Source organism: Coprococcus comes ATCC 27758 (genome assembly GCF_025149785.1).
Taxonomy (GTDB): Bacteria; Bacillota; Clostridia; order Lachnospirales; family Lachnospiraceae; genus Allocoprococcus; species Allocoprococcus comes.
The window spans coordinates 1,016,482-1,039,167 of sequence record NZ_CP102277.1 but is presented as its reverse complement, the minus strand read 5'-3'; the positions used below and the strand labels follow the sequence as shown (position 1 = coordinate 1,039,167).

Sequence of the window (22,686 nt, the reverse complement as noted above, 5' to 3'; positions counted from 1 at the left end):
TTCTCCTTTTATCACTTCTGAAACAAAATCCCCTGTCTTTCATCAATTTTGATGCCAACCAGTTCTCCTGTTTTTACCCCCAGTTTCATCCAGTCACGGTGAAGCATCCATACTGTCAGCTTTCCATCTGCATACTTCAACAGGATTTCTGCTGTTTCCCCCTCAAACATAACTTCTTCAATCTGATACATTCTTTCCGTCTCATCTACGGTCAGCGTGATCGCCGATGGTCTGACCATCAGTTCATACTCTCCTTCCGCTTTCTGCGTCTCAAATGAAACTGCCCGGCTTACGAATCTGCCATTCTCCACTTTCCCAAAAATATAATTTGTCTGTCCCATATAATCTGCCACCGCTCTGGACTCTGGATGGTAGAACATCCTCTCCGGCTTATCATACTGAAGCACTTCTCCAGCTTTCATCAGAGCGATCCGGTCAGACACCTTCATCGCTTCTTCTTTATCATGCGTGACCATAACGACCGTAAGACCCATCTCATGATGCAGCTTTCTTACCAGATCTGCCATCTCGCACCGCAGATTCTCATCCAGGCTTGAAAATGGTTCATCAAGAAGAAGAATTTTCGGATCTGCCGCAAGCGCTCTTGCCAGCGCGACCCTCTGACGCTGTCCACCGGACATTTCCCGGATCTTACGCTTCTCAAATCCTTCCAGCTGGACAGCTTTTAACAGTTCTCCTACCTGCGCCTGCTTATCTTTTTTCGGGATTTTTTTCAGATCCATCGAAAAGCTAATATTCTGTTCTACCGTCATATGCGGAAACAGTCTGAGATCCTGAAAAACAATCACGGTTCCTCTTTTTTCCGGTGCAAGATTTGTAATCGATGTGTCATCGATCCGGATATCCCCTTCCTGCGTTTCAAGAAGACCTGCAATGCTTTTTAACAGTGTTGTCTTTCCGCAGCCTGAGGCGCCAAGAAGCGAAACAAATTCTCCCGTTCTAATCTCCAGATTTATATTCTTCAGTATTCTTGTCTTTTGTAAATCTACACAAAGTTCTTTAATTGTAAGACTCATGTGCTCCTCCTGCCTAATAATATTCTACTTCCTGTGCCTTTGTAAAACGTCCCACGATCCATTCCAGTATTCCAAACACCAGAAGCATGATCACCAGGAATATCACACTGTAAATGCTGGCAAAATTACGTTCTCCGCTTCCGAGATATGGAACCATGACGATTGCAAATGTTTTGACATTTCCCCCGCCGATCATCAACGTCAAGAAATACTGACTGAACGAAACAACAAATGCCATCGAAAACGCAGAAAGCATGACCGGAAACAGATTCGGAAGTGTCACTTTAAAAAACGCCTGAAGCGCACCAGCCCCCAGAACTCTTGCCTGCTCCTCCAGCTTTACCCCAATTGCTCTTGTTCCATCCTGCATCAGCGTAACTGCATACGGAAGAGAACAGATCAGATGGACAATAATGACTCCCTGAACGGTTCCGCTTAATCCACATTTGATAAAGGTAATCTGAACCCCCATCGCAAACACGGTTCCCGGAACAAGAAACGGAAGCATCGACATAAATGAAAACAGCCGCTTTCCAAAAAAGTCATAGCATTCCAGCGCCCTCGCCGTCATTGTTCCGATTACAACCGACAGGAACGCGACCGAAGCCGATATGAAAAGACTGGACATACAAAGTCGCACAAGCTGCTGCCTGTTTCTCAGTATTCCATTCACCGCTCTCATCGAAATTTTCTGCGGGATAAGTGACGGCCATGCCCATCTCTCTGTCCCTACCCAGACAAGGATCGTAAGAATTGGTACAATCACCAGGAAAATAAAAATGCCTATGATCAGGCCTTCCCAGATGTTCTTTTTTCTTTTCATCTTCCTATTCCTCCTAACCTGCCAGCTTCTTCGTGCTCCGGCGAAGTAATATGTAATATAAAACTGCTGCAATCAGAGAGATCACGATCAGGATTCCATTGATCGCCATCGCATACGGTCGCGCCCGCAGATCAGGCTTGGTATATTCCAGATAAGCCAGAACCGGCAGCGCCTTTGGTATCGTTGCTCCAAGTATGAACGGCAGCTCATATGCTCCAAGTGCAAATACAAAGATGATCAGGAAACCACTGAGCACTGTATTCATACATAAAGGAAGCGTTACTTTCATGAAGGCCTGAAGTTTATTCGCTCCAAGATTGGTCGCTGCTTCTCCAAGACTGCCATTGATATTCGCCATCAGAGCAATCACAAAATAAATTATGAATGGAATTTCCTTCCACAGATAGGCAAGAATTACACCAAGTCCATATCTGTCATAGAGCAGCATCGGAAACTGCTGCTGATCCGTAATCAATCCTGCATTTGCAAGGATTCTCGCAAGGATTCCATTTTGCGAAAGAATATTTACAATAAAGAGTGCCACAACAACATGGGGAACAATGATTGGAATCTGAACGATCCGCATAATGATTCCGCGCACTTTTCCGGCACTCACCAGAACTGCACACAGAAATGTTCCTGTTACTGTGGCAAGAAAAGCCGACATAAATGCAATGTACAGACTATATTTTAATGACTGCAAAAGATCCGGTCTTGTCAGTACCTCCTTATAATATTTCAGCGTCGGTTCCGTTAATCCAAAAGCTGGAATCACCCCTAAACTTTGGATGATTCCAGTTCCCAGACCAATAATAAAAACTACGCCTAATATAAGTTGCGGCACCAACAGTATATAAGGTGTCATTTTTTTCTTCATTTTATTTTCCTACTACTTCCTCTGCCCAGATCTCTTCGATGATCGGTACAAGTGCGGAAGGCATTTCCGGAAGACGTTTTGATAAAAGTTCATCCTGAGGGATTACACCCTTACCAATCTCAACCTTATCAAATGCTTCTTTCTGTGTATCGTTTAATTTGTTGTAATCTACAACCGGAATGGTACGGATCTCTGTGAAACGGTCTGCCTGTACTTCCGGATCAAGCATCTCATTGATTGCTACCTGTGCTCCTGCTACATTTCCTGAGTTTGCTGCAATTGCAATGTAGTTTGTATTTCCAATTGTTCCTTTATCGAACTGGAAAGACTGAGATGTCTCTGTGTAAGTACCATTTTCAATGTTGGTAGCTGTTGAGTATGCACCATAAGAGATATCCATCACAACTTCTCCATCAGAGTACATATTGGTCAGTGCCGTAGAATCCTTCGGGAAAGTCTTTCCTTCATTCCACAGGTATGGATTCAGTTCACGCAGATATTCAAGAGCTGGCTCAATTGCTGCTTTTACAGTCTCTTTATCAGCTTCCATATCCATGAACTGTTCATATCCGCAGATATCGTAAATCACATTACGAACAAATGCACTTCCTGTAAAGTCAGGTAATGCAGGATAAGTTACTTTTCCTTTGTTCGCTTTGCAGAACTCCATGAACTCATCTGTGTTTGTCGGAAGATCCGGTGTTACTGCTGTATCTGCGATCATAACAAGCTGTGCTTTTCCGTATGGAGCTTCATATCCCTCAATCGGAAAGCAGAAGTCTGCATTTGTCTCTTCATCATCTGTATCAATATAAGACTGGAAGTTCGGAAGTTCTTCTGCAAACGGTCCGTAAAGCATGTTGTTTTCTTTACAGGTCTTGAAGTTTTCTCCGTTGATCCAGATCATATCGATATCGCCATCTTTTTTATCTGTTGAAATTTCACCAGAAAGCTGACTTAAAATCGCATCAATATCCATCGGTACACGTTCCAGTGTGATGTCATATTTTTCTTTCAGACGCGGTGCATAGTAGTTGTCAAGCCAGTCATTTAAGCTATCATCTCCGCCCCATCCGTAAAATGTAACGGTTGTACCCTTGGCTGCATCCACCATTTCATCGAAGCTCATATCCTCTACGGCTTCGGTTGTCTGCTTGGTTTCTTTGTTGTCTGCTTTTTCTGTCTTTGCGCTGTTTCCACATGCTGTTAAGGAAAACGCCATCACAGTACTTAAAAGCAGAGCTGCAATTCTCTTTTTCATTAAAATTTTCCTCCTTCATTTTCTCCGTCCTTCATTATAACAAATTATTAACAAAAAGCACGCTGTTTTTCATTCCTGCTTTGTTGTTACCCCTCAACACTTCGTTTAGCTATTGTAATTTTCTATATACTTATAGAATTTTTCTACTGATGATTCCATTGCTCTGTCCTTCAGCGTAAGAAGACCGATTTCCCAGATCATATCATCTTCTGCGAAAGGAATCATGACCAGCCCCTCTGTATTCATATCTTCATGGACAAAGTCAATCGTCACAGAAATCCCTCTCTTCAGCCGGCACATTTTATAGCAGAGATCAAATCCATTTGTCTCAAATACAATATCCGGTTCAAATCCCCGGTTCCAGCATCTGCTCTGAATAAACTCATTGAGTTTAAAACTGCTGTTTTCAAGATAAAGAGGCTCGCCTTCCAGATCCAGAATAGTTGCTTCTCTTTTTTTCGCCAGAGAATGTTCTTCATAGACCAGAAGCCCCAGACTGCATTTTTTTAAACTTTTCATATCAAAACAATCTCCTGCAAATGGTCCGATCGACAATGCCACATTCCCTTCTTTGTCAAGCAGCATTTTCTCTACGATCCGATCCGGATATTCCATATAAGAAAATGTCACATTCGGATATTTCTTCTGAAATTCCAGAATACAGTCTGGCGTCAGGTAACGCAGGATATCATAGGCAACCAGAAGTTCTACTGTCCCTTCCTCACTCGCACGTATCATATCAATTTCTTTTTTCAATTTGTCATATTCGCTAAGAACCGTATTCGCATAATCATACAGCCTCTGTCCGCTCTCTGTCAGTTCTATCCCGGAGGCAACCCTGTCAAGCAACGTACATTCCAGTTCATTTTCCAGATTTTTCAGTACACGGCTGAGTCCCTGTGGTGACATAAAAAGCTCTTTTGAAGCCCTCGCAAGACTTCCTCTTTGACAAATCATCCGAAATTCCTCTAATTCTTTAATCGTCATTCTTTTCCCACGACTCCCCTATTTAAATTTACATTTTGCCCGATTCAAAATAGGTGTTTTCCCAAGAGGTACCTTTTCATCGATTCCCATAATAAGCGGTAGCAAATGCTTTGCATCTTCATATCCTCTCCTTCTGAAACTACAGATGCACGAAGCGCAATATGTATAAAGTTCCGGCTCCCTCGATGCTTTTACACGGTCTGTCAGTGCCTGTGCCACATCCGCTTCTTTTCCAGCTGCGCATCCACCAAGCCCGCAACACTGTACATCTCTGAATGCATCTTCTACCTTTCCGACAAGGAATGGCTTCATATCATATTCAAACTTTCTGTCTTTTCGGTCCGGACATGGATAATACATTGGAATCCTTTCTTTTTGATAAATATTTCCAATTTTAAGCTCTGCCATTTTTTCGTAAACACTGATAATCTCCGCATCCAGTCGTCCTTTTAAAAAGTAATAGCAGTTCGGACATGCCATGATCACCTGTTCTACTCCTGACTCTTTTAATTTCCAGTTGATTCGCTCAATGATCCCCGCTGCCTCTGAAACAAGTCCCAGTTCTTCAATCGGTTTCCCACAACAGTCATATACAACTCCCACATCATATTTTGCGAATTCTTCCACCAACTTATCTGTCGTTTTCGGAAAAAAAGACGGAAAATTACATCCCGTAAAAAAAACTGCTTTCTTTTTTGAATGGCGGTAATTTGCAAATTTGTACGGATTCTTTTCTAAGAGCAGTCCGTCATATGAATTATCAAGAAGCTTCCCACCTCCGTCTTCAACCAATTTTCTCCGACTGTCAAGTGCAATCTCTTTTCCATCAATTCCTTTTGGACAGACACACCCGCAGGTTCCACACAAGAAACAATGATATGCCAGCTCCGGTTTTTCTTTTAATACCGGCAGATCAATTCCGTATTTTTCCAGAAACAGACAACTTCTGGTACATTTTCCACAATGGATACATGCATCCAAATCCCACTTATTCATAATTTTTATCCAGCTTTCCTTTCAGTCCCAGTTCCAGATAATCAATCGTAATTGGACAGTTACAAATTGCTCCCTTTTCAATATCCTCATACAGGTGGTACAAATCTCCCTTATCATCCACATCATAATACATCTGACCTACCGCCGTAGAGAGCTTTTCATTTCTCATGTGCTGTAAGGTATCATAAATAACTGTATTCGTTCCGTATCGTTCAATTTTCCATATAGAATCATATTCTTTTTTCATTCCGATCAGATAGTACCCTCCATCAAATGTAGGATGAATCACAATATCTTTTCCCCCAAGATTATCAAATGCATTTTTCAGTGTTTCCGGGTGAATCTGCGGAATATCTGTCCCGATCAGAATTACTTTCTCATACCCCATTCTCAGTACGATTCCAATCGCATTCTTCATCCTTTCACCAAGATCATCACCAAATTGTGGAAGACATACTGTCTCATTATCAAGAATTTGCTGTAGCAGCTTCTTTTCATCCTTTGGTGTAAAAAACACGAAAATATCCGCATCCACCTGCTTTGCTTTTTCATATATATCCTTTACAAAGCAGGCATGTAGACGCGCGCACTCTTCCCCAGTTAGAAAAGGCATCAGCCTGGTCTTTGTCTGTCCTGGTATCGGCACCCTCGTAAATAAAATAAGTGCATCTTTCATCTATAATATTTCCTCCAACATTTCAATCACACTTTCCACTACTTTAGGACAAAAATCCAGCATTCTGCCACTCGAAAGTGCTTCTTCAAACTGTTCCGGAAGCGATACATCATAGCCCAATAACTCTTTGCAACTGTTTGTTGCAAACTTTTCCAGAAACAATGTTCTAAATTCTGCATATTTGTTCATCATTTCTTCTTTTTGCCGAAGCAGAGTATTCACATCCCAGTGTCCATATTTTAATCCAACAGCCATGATTGCTCCGGTAAATGCACCGCATGTATCCCCATGCATCATTCCACCTCCAAAACAAGCCGAGACTTTATTCGCCATCTCTTCCGTAATCCCAAGTCTCTCTGCGAAATAAGACAGAACGACCTGAGAGCAATCATATCCTTTTATAAATTTTTCCCGAATCATACTTTCTTCTATCATTTTTCTCTCTCCTTTGTCATCTTACATCACTTTTTCATTCTAACATCAAACCAGTCCTATTTCTATAGATTGTCTTATCGTATTTAACTATAATTTGCTTGTCTTATTTATAAATCAAATAATTCGTGCCTTTTACAAAAAAATCCCTCATCTGCGGTTTCCCGCAAATGAAGGATTTCTTTTACTTTATTCAATTCTTACAGTAATCCACCGATCGATAAGAATAACGGTGCAAATACAAGTGAAACAATTGTCATAAGTTTGATCAGGATGTTGATAGACGGTCCTGATGTATCCTTGAACGGATCACCTACTGTATCACCAACAACTGCTGCTTTGTGAGCTTCGCTTCCTTTTCCGCCATGATGTCCTGTTTCGATGTATTTCTTAGCATTATCCCATGCTCCACCAGCGTTGGACATGAAGATTGCCATAAGTACACCTGTAACAAGTGCTCCGGAAAGTAATCCACCGAGGGATTCCACACCAAGAACGATACCAACGATCAACGGTACTACGACTGCCATCACACCCGGAAGCAGCATTTCGTGAAGAGCTGCTGTGGTAGAAATTGCAACGCATGATGTATAATCCGGTTTTTCTTCACCTTTCATAATGCCCGGTTTTTCACGGAACTGGCGTCTTACTTCTTCGATCATCTTGTATGCAGCCTTTGATACAGACTCCATAGTAAATGCGGAGAAGAGGAATGTAAGCATACCACCAATAAAGATACCGATGATTACTCTGTAGTCAAGAAGATTGATCGCTTCAAGACCAACTGCCTGTGCATAAGATACGAAAAGTGCAAGTGCGGTAAGAGCTGCTGATCCGATCGCGAATCCCTTACCCATAGCTGCAGTTGTATTTCCTACTGAGTCAAGCTTATCTGTGATTTCACGAACAGATTCATCCAATCCTGACATTTCTGCAATACCACCTGCATTGTCTGCGATCGGTCCGTATGCATCAACGGCAACTGTGATACCTGTTGTAGAAAGCATACCTACTGCTGCAAGTGCGATTCCGTAAAGTCCTGCAACTGAGTAAGATACAAAGATACCTACACAGATCAGAAGAAGCGGGATTGCTGTAGATTTCATTCCTACCGCAAGACCACTGATGATTGTAGTAGCTGCACCAGTCTCTGACTGTTCTCCGATTCCCTGAACCGGTTTGTAGTCTGCTGATGTGTAGTACTCTGTGATGTTACCGATGATCACACCAACAACCAGACCTGCGATAACGGCAATTGCCGCACTCATCTTTCCGAAGAGTACATTACTCAGTACAAGTGCTACAACAATAACTACGATAGAAGCTGCATAGCTTCCCTTTGTGAGAGCTTTCTGTGGATTCGAATTCTCATCACCTTTTACAAAGAAGGTTCCGATGATAGAAGCGATCAGACCACATCCTGCGATCGCAAGCGGATAAAGAACTCCGGATACAGCTCCTGCTACTGCTCCAAGAGTCAGTGCTGATACAAGTGAACCAACATAAGATTCAAAAAGGTCAGCTCCCATACCTGCAACGTCACCTACGTTATCACCTACATTGTCAGCGATAACAGCCGGGTTACGCGGATCATCTTCCGGGATACCTGCTTCTACTTTACCAACAAGGTCTGCACCAACGTCTGCTGCTTTGGTGTAGATACCACCACCAACACGGGCGAAAAGTGCGATTGAAGATGCACCAAGGCTGAATCCTGAAAGCACATCTACGTTCTTTGTAACAATGTACACAAGGCTTACGCCAAGTGCTCCAAGACCTGCTACGCACATTCCCATAACGGCCCCGCCAGAAAAAGCGATTGATAATGCTTTATTCATTCCGCTTTCTTTTGCTGCGTTAGCAGTTCTTACGTTCGCTTTTGTAGCGACTGTCATACCACAGTATCCTGCAACTGTTGAGAAAAGTGCTCCAATTACAAAGCATACTGCTGTTACCCAGCTGATACCAAATCCGATCAGTACAAAAAGCACTACTACAAAAATGACCAGAATCTTGTATTCAGCCATGAGGAAAGCTCTTGCGCCCTCCGCGATTGCGCCTGCAATCTCTTTCATGCGGTCCGTACCTGCATCCTGTTTTCCTACTTTACCAGCAAGATATGCTGCAAATAATAAAGCAATAACAGCTGCAATCGGGACCAGATACATGTAATTATTCATTTCTTGTTCCTCCCTGAATTATTGTACCTCTAAAGACAATATCATAAAAAGAACAAGAATGCAAAACAATTTTTTGAATTTTCAATAAGTTTTATTTTGTTTATCTATAAATGTGGTCTTTCTCTATTTTTTTAATTTGTATCTCACCGTCCACATTCCACTGGGATTTACACAATATCAAGATATGTTTTTTTCCGAGGTGCCGGAAAAGCAACATCTAATCTGGCATATTCCTCCGCTGTCAAATGAACCTTTCCCGCCTCCAAGTTCTGCAGTACATGTTCTGCCTTTCCACTTCTTGGAATGGCAATCACATCCATTACTCAGTTTTATCTCCTTTTTATTCATGATTTTCACTCCCTGCATTTTGTTTTTCTGTTCCTTACTGTCTGTTTTTACTATATTATAGGAAATATCCCACTTTTTGCAAATGTTATAAGGGACATATTTTTATGTTTATTTATTCTTTTTATTATTTCTTATAACATTCTTTTTTTCTTCAATCCATGATACACTGGATTTATCATAAAATAAATTCAGTGATAAGGAGATTAGAAATTATGAAAGTTGTAGTTGCAATTGATTCATTTAAAGGAAGTCTCACTTCGATTGAAGCCGGAATGGCTGCAAAGGAAGGGATCTTAAAAGCACACCCTGATGCGAATGTTGTCGTAAAACCACTTGCAGATGGTGGTGAAGGCACCACAGATGCCCTGATTGCAGGACTTGGTGGTGAGCGTATTGATCTTACAGTGACTGGTCCTCTTGGTACTCCGGTAAATGCACATTACGGATATCTGGCAGAAAAAAATACTGCCATCCTCGAAATGGCTACCGCTGCCGGAATTATCCTGGTAAGAGAATCTGAAAAAAATCCACTTACTGCAACCACTTACGGTGTCGGTGAAATGATCGCAGATGCCATGGAACGCGGTATCCGCAATTTCATTATTGGAATTGGAGGAAGCGCAACAAATGATGGTGGAATTGGAATGCTTAAGGCACTTGGCTATCAATTTTCCGATGAAAATGGACAGGATGTCGGTGAAGGCGGACAGGCGCTTGAACGGGTATCTTCTATTATAATAGAAAAAGCTAACCCAATTCTCAAAGAATGCAATTTTCATATTGCCTGTGATGTAACTAATCCACTTTGTGGAAAGAACGGAGCTACCTATATTTATGGTCCGCAAAAAGGTGTCACACCGGAAATAGCAGAAGAACTGGATCAGGCAATGAATCATTATGCTTCTGTTACCTCCAAATTTCTTCATAATGATTATGCATCTGCAGAAGGTGCTGGTGCTGCAGGTGGTCTTGGCTTTGCATTTCTCAGTTATTTAAATGCTACGCTGACTCCTGGAATCGATCTGATTCTTAACGCTGTCGAACTGGAAAAAGAATTAGAAGATACAGATATCACTGTTACCGGCGAGGGACGCCTCGATCACCAGACCGCTATGGGAAAAGCTCCTGTCGGTGTGGCAAGACTTGCAAAAAAATACGGCTCCAAAGTCGTTGCTTTTGCCGGAAGCGTCACCCCGGAAGCAACAGCCTGCAATGCGGCCGGAATCGATGCATTCTTCCCAATCGTCCGTGGGATCACAACACTAGCCGAAGCAATGGATCCCAAAAATGCAAAATCAAATATGGCAGCAGCTGTGGAACAGGTATTCCGTCTGTTATAGTTTTAACATTATTTACAAATTTCAGAGAGTGTTTTTGTATAGTTTTTACAGAAATACTCTCTTTTCTTTATGATTTTCTTCTTTTCCTACACTGACCATCAACAACACAACGATCTACGACCTGACAGATCTTCATTTCATCTGTAACAATGATTCTTCATCAAATGAAGAGCTTTCACTTGTGAAGGCAGGTTCTTCCGAAACTGTAGAACTTCCTCAATCCAGTGTTTATTCTATCCATGTTTCCGGAAAAGTTGCAAATGGAACATCCTTTTCTAACACATTCTCCGGAACCATTGATAACAGTTCTTCTGTTACCATTTCTCTGGATGACTCCGCAAACCTCTCAGTTATCGCAAATATTGCAGATTAAGTTTTGCCGTAAACAATCCGCCTATGTAGTTTTAAGCAATGACAAATATACAGGCAACTTCCATAACGCAAATTGCCTACATATTATCCATAAAGGGACACTTTCCAAACCGAATTGCAAGTGCCCATTCTTCTTTCTTTTTACCGATTGCCAGTCCCAGCATCATTCTAGTTGATTCGCTCATATTTGGTTACCTCTTTACTAATCTTTCCTCTACTCGTTCATTATGTCAGCGCGCTGTCATTTATCTGACAATGCTATTGTACGAAAAAAAAGACATAAATTCTATTGACGCTTTCATCAATACCTATGTACCTTTTTTATGTATTCTTTACAATTTTTCATATATAGTAATGAAGTTTTCAAAATCATTTCATTTTCATTTCAACATGATATTTTTCTGTCAATCTATACTTTTTCAGCAATTGTTTTATTTCATATTTTGAAATCTTTCATTCATATATTGCATTTTTGTGAATCATATACATTTTCCAGTTCTTCTTTTATGCAATCTTCCCCTTGTACCTTTCCACCTTGTTCCTCTCTCCAAATAATGCTACAATTCTTAAATAAGTGGTAATGATACCGTTCTCTTTATCCTGTTAAATGCAGGATAAGCATCTGCATCATTCCCGCAACTTCTTTTCCAGAATCGGAGGATGTTTAAAATGAAGTTAGACAAATCACTTGCCTTTCAGGTAGTAAACACGATCAAAGACACCTGCGGACAGGATATCAATTTTATCGATAAGCAGGGAATGATTTTTGCGAGTACCAACGCCGACCGGATTGGTACGTTTCATGCCATCGGTCACAAAGCCGCCCAGACAGAACAGACAATCGAAGTTTTTTCAGATGATGATTTTCCCGGAACACAAAAAGGGATCAATATGCCACTCTATTATCACGGCAGTTTTCTTGCAGTGATCGGAATTACCGGAGAACCGGACCAGGTCCGCCAGTACGTCCATCTTGCCGACCGGATTACCCATCTGCTGATCCGCGAAAAAGAGCTGAACCGACTGAGCCGCTCTCTGGAAGATAAAAAACACTTTGTTATCGATGCCCTGATTCGGAATGAGATTGCTGATCCGGATTATCTGGACACCTGCCTTTCAGATCTTCAGGTAAATCCAGGGACAAAGAAACGGCTTCTGATCATCCAGTCATCACCGGATGGACACAACAACTCTTCTTCCCTTGAACAGAAGATCATCGGACTTTTCAGCACGCTTGGTATTACTCTTTATACCTTTTATTATCCAAATGAATATCTTGCCGTGCTGGAAAACTCCGGCAAAGCCGCTCTCTATCAGATACTGGCTGATTTTACCGCAGACTGTGGAGCTTTGCTCTCCATTGCAGTCGGAAAGAAATGTCAGCTTTTCCAGCTTTCTCTTTCTTACCAGTCTGCACTCACTGCGCTGAAATACTGCCGGAGTTCGGAAAACGGGATTGCTTTTTTCGATGATATGACACTGGAAATTCTGCTCTCTTCCATCTCGGAGCAGGAAAAAAATGCTTATCTGCAAAAAACGATCTCTGCACTTTCTGATGAAGAAAGAAATCTGCTTCAGACTTACTTTGAAGCAAATATGTCTCTTCTCGGAACCAGCCAGAAGTTGTTTCTTCACAAAAACACAGTGCAGTACAAGTTGAATCATATTTACCAGAAATGCGGGCTGAATCCACGTGTTTTCAAGGATGCGGTGCTTTTATATCTTGCCTTGCAGTTGTGATATTTTTAAATCCCAGACACAGATTCCTGTGCACACATCTTCCATATCCGTGTACAGTTTTGCCTATATAAGAAAATATTCTTGACAGATAAGTTTACTTACAGATTTTCGTCAAAAAACAGGACAGCCTTTCCTTCACCCTCACAACGGGTATTAAAAAGCAGCCAAAGAATTCATCTCTCTGGCTGCCGATTATTTCAATTGTATTTAACAATATGCCTTTTTTGCTTCGTCCATTCTCTGGAAAAATTCACTGTAAAATTCTTCCGTCCGATACGGAGTAAGGTAAAATCTCTGCAGTACATCCATGCTGACCGCCTTCGCACTCTCCGGATGTGCTGCAATGTATTCCTGTAACTGAATCAGTAATCCATGCCATCTGGCAATATACGCTTCATACTTTTTCAGATCCGGTGTATCAAGCCATTTTTTGACCTTTACTTTCGCCCGGTTCTCTTTCTGACATTCATGTACCTGAAGGAAATAGCGGAAACCATTTTCCTCATAATATCTTCCAAGCGGGAAAAGCCTGCAGATTCCCGGACGAAATGGATGAATCCCACATCTTCCTTCCTCTGTCAGAAAACCACAGCCATCTTCCGCTCCTGCCATCTTCAGATTCGGCAAAATGATTCCGTCTACCACATTCAGTTCAATCTTTCCTGCAAGCAAAGTTTCAAAAGCCGCTCCTGTTCCCCTGCTGATCCGGACAATATCCAGCGGATCCAGCACAATCGAGCTTCCCATCCCCGTACAACAGGCGTGGCATCCCTCACAATCGCCACAGTCTGCTTTTACCAGGTCATTGCTGGTATATAATTTTCCATCTGAAATTTCTTCCATTGTCACCTGTCTTTTCATATCAATCTCCTTTCCTATACTCCTTCCAGTGTAAATGGTGGGATAAAGCTTTCCTTTGCCGTATCCCCTTCCTGTATAAACGCCTGCATCACACCAAGCGAGATCGCATAGTCCACCAGTTTCTCATACGCATACTCCGGCACTTTCCGGTTCAGCTCCGGATATTTTACCGCATCCAGACTCTCAAGTGGCGTATACTGGCTCATCAGGCTCATATAAATCCGGTTTCCATAAGTCTCATGCAAATATTTCACCACTCTTTTTCCATCTGCAAGACATCCCGGCAAAAGCAGATGACGCACGATCACGCCACGTTTCATCATTCCGCGCTCATCAAATACCGGCTTCCCTGCCTGTCTTACCATCTCAGCAATAGCCGCCTTCGCAACCTCCGGATAATCCTCCGCCATCGAATATTTTTTCGCATGATCTGTATTTAAATATTTAAAATCCGGCAGGTAAATATCCACCAGACCATCCAGCATTTTCAAGGTTTCCACTCTCTCGTAACCGCCTGTATTATATACAACCGGCAAATACATCCCCTGCTTCTTTGCACTCTGAAGCGCCCGGATGATCTGCGGCACAAAATGCGTCGGCGTCACAAGATTGATATTATTCGCACCTTTCCCCTGCAGTTCCAGAAAGATCTCCGCCAGCCGCTCTTCTGAGATCACTTTGCCAACCTTGCTTCCCGCAATCTCATGGTTCTGACAGAACACACATCTTAAAGTACATCCCGTAAAAAAGACCGTCCCTGATCCTTCCTTTCCGGAAATACAGGGCTCCTCCCACATATGAAGCGCCGCTCTCGCCGCCCGGATCTCCCCTGTCTCTCCGCAAAAACCTGTCTTCCCATTCTCCCTGTCCGCCCCACACATCCGCGGACATAATGTACAGCCACTCATCCTATCGCGTAACCTCTCATCTATCCCTGATTCATTCCTATCAGTATACCGCACTTTTTGAAAAATAGCCACCCAAGTTTTCCTCTTCAAGAGATTGAAAATTCTTTTCCCATCTGCTACAATAAAGTGCAGACAGGCATTTTGCCTCAAGTTTGGAGGAATATACAATGAGTAAAATTGATGAAGTAAGAAGCGCTATGGTCGCAGCCATGAAAGCAAAGGATAAGGACACAAAAGAGACATTATCTGCTCTTCTTGCAGCCCTTAAGAACAAAGCCATCGACAAACGTGCCGATCTTACCGAAGAAGAAGAAGTTCAGGTTATCTTAAAAGAGATCAAACAGACAAAAGAAACTCTGGAGATGACTCCTGCTGATCGTACAGACATTATTGAAGAATGCGAGAAACGTATCGCTGTTCTTGAACAGTACGCTCCGAAGATGATGGACGAAGCTGAGATCAAAGAAGTAATCGCAGGTGTCCTTTCCGGTCTTGGAATTGATGCTCCGACACCAAAGGATAAAGGACGTATCATGAAAGAACTGATGCCGAAAGTAAAAGGAAAAGCTGACGGAAAGCTTGTGAATGATATTCTCACAGGAATGATGGCTTAATAGCAGATATTATGAATGCAGGGTTCCGGATTGGTTCCCTGCATTTATATATAGTCGAATATACTCTGTATTGCGTCTGTTACATTAATTACATCTGCCCTTTTTACACGATCTATTATTTTATACCCCCTGATTCTCAAGTCTAACATTTTCATTTGTTCACATTGGATATAACCTTTATTTTCATCCATTTCAACATAAATGTGAAGTGGGCTTTCTGTACTCTCTCCTAATATTGGACAGCCAATTATTTCTCCCGACTGATTAAAAAAATTTTTACTTGCAACAAATACAGGATCCTTAATTTTTTCCACTTTTAAAACATCTCCCTGCTGTATCTCCATTTTCTACCACACCTCTCTTCCTTCCGGCTTATCCCATTCATATTCTCCATCAAGATTTAACTTACCACCAAACTTTTCAGCTCTTTCTTCCAATTTTTGATGCCTGAAGGTCTTAACAAGCATAATCATACCATCCGATACTTTTACTTCCAGCATATCATTTATTTCTACATTGGCCTCTTGTAAAATATCTTTTGGAAGTCTGATTCCCTGACTATTTCCCCATGCTTTTACCTGTGTTTGCATAAAATTCACCTCCATATAATGTATATACTTAGTATATACATTATTCTGAAAATAATCAAATATTTTTCTCTCCTAATCACACTCTTCCTCAAAATATGTTATAATTCATAAGCATCAGTCTTTTACAAAATCACAATTACCAAAAGGGGATTTACTTACTATGAATAAAAAAGAAGTTACTGAAATCAAAAAACAGTTCACCCCATCCAACTGTGCGATCACCCGCATCTGCGGATGCTATGTAGATGGTGAAAAAGAGAAAAAAACGGAGATGAAAGATGCTTTCCTTTCTCTTCCGGAAGAGGAAATGTTCAAGTATTTTGACATTTTCAGAAAGTCCTTGTCCGGTACGATCGGAAAAAATCTTCTGAATATGGAATTTCCTCTGGAGACCGAATCAGAAGGTGGTACACAGGAATTTCTTCTCAAATTAAGAAACAGCCGGCTTACTGACGACGCTCTTCTGGAAGAATTCTATAATCGTGTCATCGATTCCTATGATTATGCCGAGAACTATCTGATCCTGCTCGTCCATGCAGCCTACGATATTCCGGGAAAATCAACGGACGGAAGTGAAATGTTCGATGCATCCGATGAAGTCTATGATTACATCATGTGTACCTTCTGTCCGGTCAAGCTTTCCAAGCCAGGACTCAGTTATCATGCAGAAGAGAACAGCTTCCATGAGCGTATCCGTGACTGGATCGTAGAGATGCCGGATGCCGGTTTCCTCTTCCCTGCTTTTAATGACCGCAGCACCGATATTCACAATCTACTTTATTATTCAAAAAATGCAGAGAATCTCGGAAACGGTCTGACCGATCTGCTTCTTGGATGTGTTCCGCCACTCACCGCCGGAAATCAGAAGGATACTTTCCGTACACTGATCGAAGAAACGCTCGGTGATGACTGCGACTACGATACAGTCAAAAATATCCACGAAAACTTAAATGAAATGATTGAACAGAATTCTGAAAATCCGGAACCACTTGCCCTTGACAAAGCAGAAGTTAAATACCTCCTTGCCAAAAGCGGTGTCGAAGAAGAAAAGTTGGAAACATTCGATGAGCAGTACGATTCCGCTGCCGGAGAGCACAGTACACTCCTTGCCTCCAATATTGCAAACCTCAAAAAATTCGAGATCAAAACTCCGGACATCACCATTCAGGTAAACCCGGAATGCTCAGATCTTGTAGAAACACGTATTATCGATGGTCAGAAATGCCTGGTCATTGTCGTTGACGATCGCGTTGAGATCAACGGAATCAGTGCAAAGACTGCCGTATCCGGAGGACTTCCAAAGTCTTCCACCCCTGATGCGTCTGATGAATCCAAAAGCGATACATCCGAAAATGAAATGGATGTTCCATTCTAAATGCCTTACATATTATACGAAAGACATTTTTATTGAATGTCTTTCGTAATATTTCCTTATTTCTTTTCAGTTTTACAATGTATACGAAAAATGCAGGTAATCCTCTCGACTACCTGCATTTTCCTATACGCAATTTTCTATTTTCACTTACACCGTTTCCCGGCTCTTTTTCACCTTTCTCTTAAATCACCGTTCCTCCACCGGTCGTCACAAATCCAACTCTCAGAATTGCTTTCACAAAACTCCACATTCCATTGATTACTGCAGAATTCAGCAGACTGATCGGCACATCCAGAATTCCTGTTCCAAGTAACAGAAGCAGAATCCACATACTATACGGTCGGATCTTCCAGTAAAACTCTGCTACCCTCGGAAAGATCTCAGCAAGAATATTCGATCCGTCAAGGGGCGGAATCGGAATCAGATTGAACACACCAAGTCCAATATTCAGCACTGCTCCATAATAAGTAAGCACATAAAGATAATTCAAAATCAACCCACTCGATCCGTACTTATACAAAAGCCCGTGTAGAATCATACAGACAAACGCAAGCAGGAAATTCATGACTACTCCCGCTGCTGCCACAAGGATCGTATCTCTTTTTTTATTCTTATAATTCCTGGTATTGATCCTTACCGGCTTCGCCCATCCCACATGAAAGACAAGCAGACATAACGTTCCCCACACATCCAGATGCTTAAATGGATTCAAGGTCAGTCTTCCGTCATATTTTGGTGTCATATCCCCGAGTTTATATGACACATATCCATGTGCAAATTCATGCAGCGAAACAGCAAATAGTGTGGCAGGGGCAACGTAAATGAGTGTCTGAAAAAACTGATACATCGCCCTGGTCAGTCCTGTATTTTGAAACAGCATAGCATCCTCCAAATTTCCTTAATAACGTCCATTATAGTACCTGATGAAATGGGATTCAAGAAAGATTGTGTAAATTTTTTCTAAAGATTGTACAGAAAAAGTCATTATTCCATCCATAGATAATGACTTTTTTATACCATTTATTTTGCTTTTTTATTCTGTCTGTCCATGTAGATCTTTCTCCCCATAAAAATCAGTGCCGACAGAGCAAACAGGATCAGCAGTCCTGTCACCAGAAACTTCGCTCCTCCTGTCAGCATTCCTCCAACATAAGAATATACAATCGTTGCCGGAAGCTGTCCTACACCAGTTGCCACAAAAAAAGATATAAACGACATCGAAGTAAGTCCTGCTGCATAACTTACAATATCAAACGAAACAAACGGAAGCAAACGACAGATCAGAACTGTATTCTTTCCATATTTTTTAAAAAATGTATCTATCTGCTGCATTCCAGCTTTACTCGTAAGCTTTTCTGCCACATCACGTCCAAGTATTCTTGCAATGAAAAAGCATACCGCTGCTCCTGCCATCGCACTGCTCCATGACAGAATAGCTCCCTGCCACCATCCAAAAAGATTCGCATTTGCAAATGTAATCAGAAATGCCGGAAGAGGCGCTGCAATCGACTGAAAAATCATAAGCAAAAATGAAATCAATGCCGCATATGCCCCATAAGATGCTACAAAGTCTCTGACCACTGCAAAGTCTCCACTAGCAAACATCTTAAATACCTGATTCATCACATGTTTTACGGACGGAAATACATAATAACTTCCGATTGATACAATAATCAAAACAATCACTACTATTTTCCCCACCCAAATATTTTTCTTTTTTTCCATACTTTTTACTCCTTATTCCTTATTTTCTTCCAGGTCATCTTTCAGGTAACGCTTTTTCAGGATCATCCCGATTATCGTGACTACAACTGCCAGCACTACTGCTATTCCAATATAAAGCAACCTATTCTCCTTATCCGCAAGACCTGCTATACCAACCGTATACATCGCTGTACCAGGTAGCATAAATATCAACGAACCAATTGCATACGTACTAAAACGGATATCTGTAATACCATACGCAAAATTCTGCAGATTAAATGGAAATACCGGAACCAGACGTGTAATCATAAGAACAAATAATTCATTACAGCCAGTATCGTCAAACAACCATTTTTTCAAGATACGGTTTTTTGCAACCACTGGTCCAATACTGTCTTTCAAGAAAAAACGTCCTGCAATAAATGCAAGAACCGCCCCGATCGTTGTTGCCATAGAACAACAAATCGTACCGATTACTGGTCCAAAGAGAAGTCCTGCCAGTATCGCAAACGTCACTCCCGGAAGCGCAAGCACCACACACCCTACAACTGTCAATACCATATACAATAGAATTGCCAGAGGAAGATTATTCTGCACTATCCGCTTCATAAATTCAAGATTTTCTGTAGTACTTATGTAAGAAGACCAGTCAAAAATATGATTCAGGATCACAATCAAAAGGATGATTCCCCCAAATATCCATAGCTTCTTGTTTTTCATCTCTTTTTCCTTTTCCCCTTTTTGAATTTTGCTATCTAATGTTATCACATTTTCCCTTCTATCTCAAATACATTTATACTATAATTGTATATCCTTATCGTGTTTTTCTATAGCAAAAAGCAGCCCTTGATGGACTGCCCTTTACGCTTTCTGAATAACTCAGATTATTTACCTTCTTTTTCGTATTCTGTAATTCTTGCCACCTTTGGCATAGAACGGGATTCCGGATCGAAAGTTACGCTTAAGTACTCTTTTACGAGGCATTTTGCGAGCTCAATTCCTGTAACCTGTGCACCAAGTGTGATAATGTTGGCATTATTACTGAGCTGTGCTCTCTGAGCCTGATATACATTGTTAACCAGTGCTGCATAAGCTCCCGGAACTTTGTTGGCAGCAATGCTTACCCCGATACCTGTTCCGCAGATCAGGATTCCTCTTGCAATTTTTCATTTTTTCTTTTTTATTTTCGATTATTCTTGTGTTTTGTTTTTGTTTTCTTTCGTTTTCGCCGGTTTTCTGTTTATCTGCAACTGCAGGTTCACCCCAAACGGATTGACTGCAACGCCAAATGCTTCCGGTGAAAGAATTTCCGGAATCTTACTTCCTTCTACAACAGCGGTTTTCAAAGTCACACCCTTGTTCAGGTTCTGGAATTTCTTAACTTCCTGGACATCCGTAAAGATTGGCTGATACACTTTCCCATCTTTCTGTTTCAGAATCGGAATTCCTTTGTCCTCCTGAACAGTCACAATATAACGCCCCTCCTGATAATGGGCAAGCATTTCTTCGTTCAGTTCTTTTAACTCATCCGTCATCTCCGGTTTATCCGGCTTTCTCATCTGTTGCATAAAATACGCTGCAGTCAGCACCAGTTCCGGATTCTCTACACGTATTTTTCCTTCTGGCAGTTCTTCATCCTTCGGTCTCGTGATCAATTCGTCAAGCTGCACAGTAATCTGTCCGTCCAAACCTTTGTCCACCAGAATACAGTTGACTCCCATTGGAAACAACCCGGTAAAAAATGACAGGCGGGAATTTTCATCCACCTTGACAAGCTGCATTGGATTTCCCTCCTTCTGAAGCTTCATAGCCTCTTCTTTCGCTTCCGCTTCTGTGTAATAAAGAAGGATCTCATCATCAAATGTCTCCGGGTCGCAGACCACATATGGCATTCTTGTACAGGATGACATCAGTACATAAATTGCCTCTACAGTACGCAGTTTATTTAAAGTTTCGATTTTCTGATTTGTATTACTCATTCTAGTATATCCCTTTCCTATTTCTCCATATAACAAGAATTATACCCGTCTGTCCGAAAGAAGTCAATTTATACTCCCTTATTCCACTTGATTATCTTCGTATTTTCCTATATCATATGTGTTTAGTGGCTGTTTTTACAATATTTTTACTCTTTTATCAGAACAGAAAGGAATGAGAAAATGAATCAGGAAAATACATCTGCACCTGCAGAAAACAAAATGGGTACCATGCCCATCGGAAAACTATTATTTAATATGTCTCTGCCTATGATGATTTCTATGCTGGTACAGGCTTTGTACAACATTGTAGACAGTATTTTTGTCGCTAAATTATCGGAAAATGCACTGACCGCCGTTTCACTTGCCTTTCCACTCCAGACACTGCTTATTGCAGTTGGAACCGGAACCGGTGTCGGCATGAATGCACTCCTTTCCAAATCACTTGGAGAGAAAAATTTCAAAAAAGCAAATGCAACTGCAAGCAACGCTGCCATTTTATATTTTTTCAGCTATCTCGTATTTTTCATTCTTGGCTTTACGATCGTCCGTCCTTTTTACGCAAGTCAGATTGGAAATGCTGACCAGGAGATCATGGAACTCGGAATTGAATACTTAAGCACCGTCATGATTTTTTCTTTCGGGCTGCTTGCACAGGTCTTCTTTGAGCGTCTTCTTACTTCAACCGGAAGAACCATCTTCAGTATGACTTCCCAGCTGACAGGGGCAATCACTAACATCATTCTTGATCCAATCTTGATCTTCGGACTTCTCGGAGCTCCGAAAATGGGTGTGACCGGAGCTGCTGTTGCAACCGTGATCGGACAATGCGTTGCCGCACTTGTCGCCGGATTTTGTAACCACCGGTACAATCATGATGTAAAACTGAAGTTTCATGGATTCAGACTCGATTTCCATATTATCGGCACCATTTATGCAGTTGGAATTCCAACGATTATTATGCAGTCCATCGGATCGGTTATGACTTACTGCATGAACCGCATCCTGATCGAGTTTTCATCAACCGCAACTGCTGTATTCGGCGTTTACTTTAAGCTACAGAGTTTCTTCTTCATGCCGGTATTCGGTCTCAACAATGGGATTACTCCGATCATTGCCTACAATTATGGTGCCGGTCAGAGAAAACGTATGCTCAAGACGATCAAGCTCAGTATGCTGGTTGCCTTCTGCCTCACCTTCATCGGATTCCTCTGCTTTGAAGGAATCCCACAGATACTTTTGGGTATGTTCAATGCATCGGACGAGATGCTCACCATCGGAGTTCCTGCCCTGCGGATCATCGGAATCCACTATCTGATCGCATGGTTCTGTATTGTATCAGGAACAGTATTTCAGGCTCTTGGAAAAGCATTTTTCAGTATGATCGTCTCCATTATGCGTCAGTTATTTGTACTGATTCCTGCCGCATATATCCTTGCAAAGCTTGGCGGTCTTCATGTAGTGTGGTGGTCGTTCCCGATTGCGGAGGTCATTTCACTTATGGTATCCTCCTTCTTCCTGGTACGGATCAACCGGACGATCATTTCCAGGGTTCCAGAGGGAAAGCTTTAGTAGAACTGTGCTCGGAT

General features: G+C 41.7%; 25 protein-coding genes. 6 read left to right on the top strand and 19 right to left on the bottom strand.

Translation table 11 applies throughout. The features are described 5' to 3' along the window. Positions 1-11: 11 nt before the first annotated feature. From NQ556_RS05165 to NQ556_RS05120, 10 genes are all read right to left on the bottom strand, one after another. Complete coding sequence (locus tag NQ556_RS05165; protein WP_055158568.1) at positions 12-1,037, bottom strand: ABC transporter ATP-binding protein; 1,026 nt, start codon at positions 1,035-1,037, stop codon at positions 12-14. A gap of 13 nt (positions 1,038-1,050) precedes the next feature. Beyond that, a complete protein-coding gene (locus NQ556_RS05160; RefSeq protein ID WP_008369738.1) occupies positions 1,051-1,860 on the bottom strand; it encodes an ABC transporter permease in 810 nt (269 codons plus the stop codon). Positions 1,861-1,873: 13 nt separating this feature from the next. Next, the gene (locus tag NQ556_RS05155; protein WP_008369740.1) at positions 1,874-2,737 is read right to left on the bottom strand and encodes an ABC transporter permease; all 864 of its coding nucleotides are present in this window, start codon (positions 2,735-2,737) and stop codon (positions 1,874-1,876) included. A 1-nt stretch (position 2,738) separates the two neighbouring features. After that, positions 2,739-3,998 carry an ABC transporter substrate-binding protein gene (locus NQ556_RS05150; RefSeq protein ID WP_008369741.1) on the bottom strand — a complete coding sequence of 420 codons (1,260 nt, stop codon included), beginning with the start codon at positions 3,996-3,998 and terminating at the stop codon, positions 2,739-2,741. A 105-nt stretch (positions 3,999-4,103) separates the two neighbouring features. After that, positions 4,104-4,985: a LysR family transcriptional regulator gene (locus NQ556_RS05145; protein WP_055158573.1), complete on the bottom strand. Its 882-nt coding sequence runs from the start codon at positions 4,983-4,985 to the stop codon at positions 4,104-4,106. 18 nt (positions 4,986-5,003) lie between these two features. After that, positions 5,004-5,981 (bottom strand): heterodisulfide reductase-related iron-sulfur binding cluster, encoded by a 978-nt coding sequence (locus tag NQ556_RS05140; protein ID WP_022221076.1) that lies wholly within the window; start codon positions 5,979-5,981, stop codon positions 5,004-5,006. After that, positions 5,974-6,657, bottom strand: a complete 684-nt coding sequence (locus NQ556_RS05135) for a TIGR04282 family arsenosugar biosynthesis glycosyltransferase (RefSeq protein WP_175305224.1) — start codon at positions 6,655-6,657, stop codon at positions 5,974-5,976. Before NQ556_RS05135 ends, NQ556_RS05140 begins: the two co-directional genes overlap by 8 nt. Next, the gene (locus tag NQ556_RS05130) at positions 6,658-7,092 is read right to left on the bottom strand and encodes a C-GCAxxG-C-C family protein (RefSeq protein ID WP_175305225.1); all 435 of its coding nucleotides are present in this window, start codon (positions 7,090-7,092) and stop codon (positions 6,658-6,660) included. It lies immediately after the preceding gene. Between the two features lie 197 nt (positions 7,093-7,289). Then, positions 7,290-9,269 (bottom strand): sodium-translocating pyrophosphatase, encoded by a 1,980-nt coding sequence (locus NQ556_RS05125; RefSeq protein WP_008369753.1) that lies wholly within the window; start codon positions 9,267-9,269, stop codon positions 7,290-7,292. 177 nt (positions 9,270-9,446) lie between these two features. Next, positions 9,447-9,617 carry a hypothetical protein gene (locus NQ556_RS05120; protein ID WP_173803217.1) on the bottom strand — a complete coding sequence of 57 codons (171 nt, stop codon included), beginning with the start codon at positions 9,615-9,617 and terminating at the stop codon, positions 9,447-9,449. Between the two features lie 212 nt (positions 9,618-9,829). Between NQ556_RS05120 and NQ556_RS05115 the strand changes: the two genes are divergently transcribed. From NQ556_RS05115 to NQ556_RS05105, 3 genes are all read left to right on the top strand, one after another. Next, positions 9,830-10,957, top strand: coding sequence for a glycerate kinase family protein (locus NQ556_RS05115; protein WP_175305226.1), 1,128 nt, complete (start codon positions 9,830-9,832; stop codon positions 10,955-10,957). A 181-nt stretch (positions 10,958-11,138) separates the two neighbouring features. Next, on the top strand, positions 11,139-11,330 hold the full coding sequence (locus tag NQ556_RS05110) for a DUF5300 family protein (RefSeq protein ID WP_008369761.1): 192 nt from the start codon (positions 11,139-11,141) through the stop codon (positions 11,328-11,330). Between the two features lie 668 nt (positions 11,331-11,998). Further along, positions 11,999-13,069, top strand: a complete 1,071-nt coding sequence (locus NQ556_RS05105) for a CdaR family transcriptional regulator (protein ID WP_044998612.1) — start codon at positions 11,999-12,001, stop codon at positions 13,067-13,069. A 207-nt stretch (positions 13,070-13,276) separates the two neighbouring features. Here the strand turns inward: NQ556_RS05105 and NQ556_RS05100 are convergent, their stop codons facing one another. Then, positions 13,277-13,930: a YkgJ family cysteine cluster protein gene (locus NQ556_RS05100; protein ID WP_008369768.1), complete on the bottom strand. Its 654-nt coding sequence runs from the start codon at positions 13,928-13,930 to the stop codon at positions 13,277-13,279. A gap of 14 nt (positions 13,931-13,944) precedes the next feature. Then, positions 13,945-14,838 carry a radical SAM protein gene (locus NQ556_RS05095; protein WP_044998614.1) on the bottom strand — a complete coding sequence of 298 codons (894 nt, stop codon included), beginning with the start codon at positions 14,836-14,838 and terminating at the stop codon, positions 13,945-13,947. Between the two features lie 167 nt (positions 14,839-15,005). On the opposite strand from NQ556_RS05095, the gene NQ556_RS05090 reads away from it, so the two are divergent. Next, entirely contained in the window at positions 15,006-15,452 is a 447-nt protein-coding gene (locus NQ556_RS05090) for a GatB/YqeY domain-containing protein (RefSeq protein WP_008369771.1), read from the top strand. Between the two features lie 44 nt (positions 15,453-15,496). Here NQ556_RS05090 and NQ556_RS05085 read toward each other — a convergent pair whose 3' ends face one another. Together NQ556_RS05085 and NQ556_RS05080 are read right to left on the bottom strand one after the other, a co-directional pair. Further along, positions 15,497-15,796: a type II toxin-antitoxin system PemK/MazF family toxin gene (locus NQ556_RS05085; protein ID WP_008369773.1), complete on the bottom strand. Its 300-nt coding sequence runs from the start codon at positions 15,794-15,796 to the stop codon at positions 15,497-15,499. 3 nt (positions 15,797-15,799) lie between these two features. Beyond that, the gene (locus NQ556_RS05080) at positions 15,800-16,042 is read right to left on the bottom strand and encodes an AbrB/MazE/SpoVT family DNA-binding domain-containing protein (RefSeq protein ID WP_044998617.1); all 243 of its coding nucleotides are present in this window, start codon (positions 16,040-16,042) and stop codon (positions 15,800-15,802) included. Between the two features lie 160 nt (positions 16,043-16,202). Between NQ556_RS05080 and NQ556_RS05075 the strand changes: the two genes are divergently transcribed. After that, a complete protein-coding gene (locus NQ556_RS05075; RefSeq protein ID WP_204575865.1) occupies positions 16,203-17,417 on the top strand; it encodes a DUF4317 domain-containing protein in 1,215 nt (404 codons plus the stop codon). Between the two features lie 181 nt (positions 17,418-17,598). Here NQ556_RS05075 and NQ556_RS05070 read toward each other — a convergent pair whose 3' ends face one another. From NQ556_RS05070 to NQ556_RS05050, 5 genes are all read right to left on the bottom strand, one after another. Further along, positions 17,599-18,297, bottom strand: a complete 699-nt coding sequence (locus NQ556_RS05070) for a site-2 protease family protein (protein ID WP_227119682.1) — start codon at positions 18,295-18,297, stop codon at positions 17,599-17,601. Between the two features lie 140 nt (positions 18,298-18,437). Continuing rightward, positions 18,438-19,142: a TVP38/TMEM64 family protein gene (locus NQ556_RS05065; RefSeq protein WP_008369779.1), complete on the bottom strand. Its 705-nt coding sequence runs from the start codon at positions 19,140-19,142 to the stop codon at positions 18,438-18,440. Positions 19,143-19,154: 12 nt separating this feature from the next. Further along, positions 19,155-19,841: a TVP38/TMEM64 family protein gene (locus NQ556_RS05060; RefSeq protein WP_044998741.1), complete on the bottom strand. Its 687-nt coding sequence runs from the start codon at positions 19,839-19,841 to the stop codon at positions 19,155-19,157. A gap of 164 nt (positions 19,842-20,005) precedes the next feature. Beyond that, a complete protein-coding gene (locus NQ556_RS16655; protein ID WP_416387060.1) occupies positions 20,006-20,272 on the bottom strand; it encodes an RpiB/LacA/LacB family sugar-phosphate isomerase in 267 nt (88 codons plus the stop codon). Between the two features lie 39 nt (positions 20,273-20,311). Continuing rightward, positions 20,312-21,100 carry an SseB family protein gene (locus NQ556_RS05050; protein ID WP_008369783.1) on the bottom strand — a complete coding sequence of 263 codons (789 nt, stop codon included), beginning with the start codon at positions 21,098-21,100 and terminating at the stop codon, positions 20,312-20,314. Between the two features lie 180 nt (positions 21,101-21,280). On the opposite strand from NQ556_RS05050, the gene NQ556_RS05045 reads away from it, so the two are divergent. After that, positions 21,281-22,669, top strand: coding sequence for an MATE family efflux transporter (locus tag NQ556_RS05045; protein WP_008369784.1), 1,389 nt, complete (start codon positions 21,281-21,283; stop codon positions 22,667-22,669). The last annotated feature ends 17 nt before the right edge of the window (positions 22,670-22,686 follow it).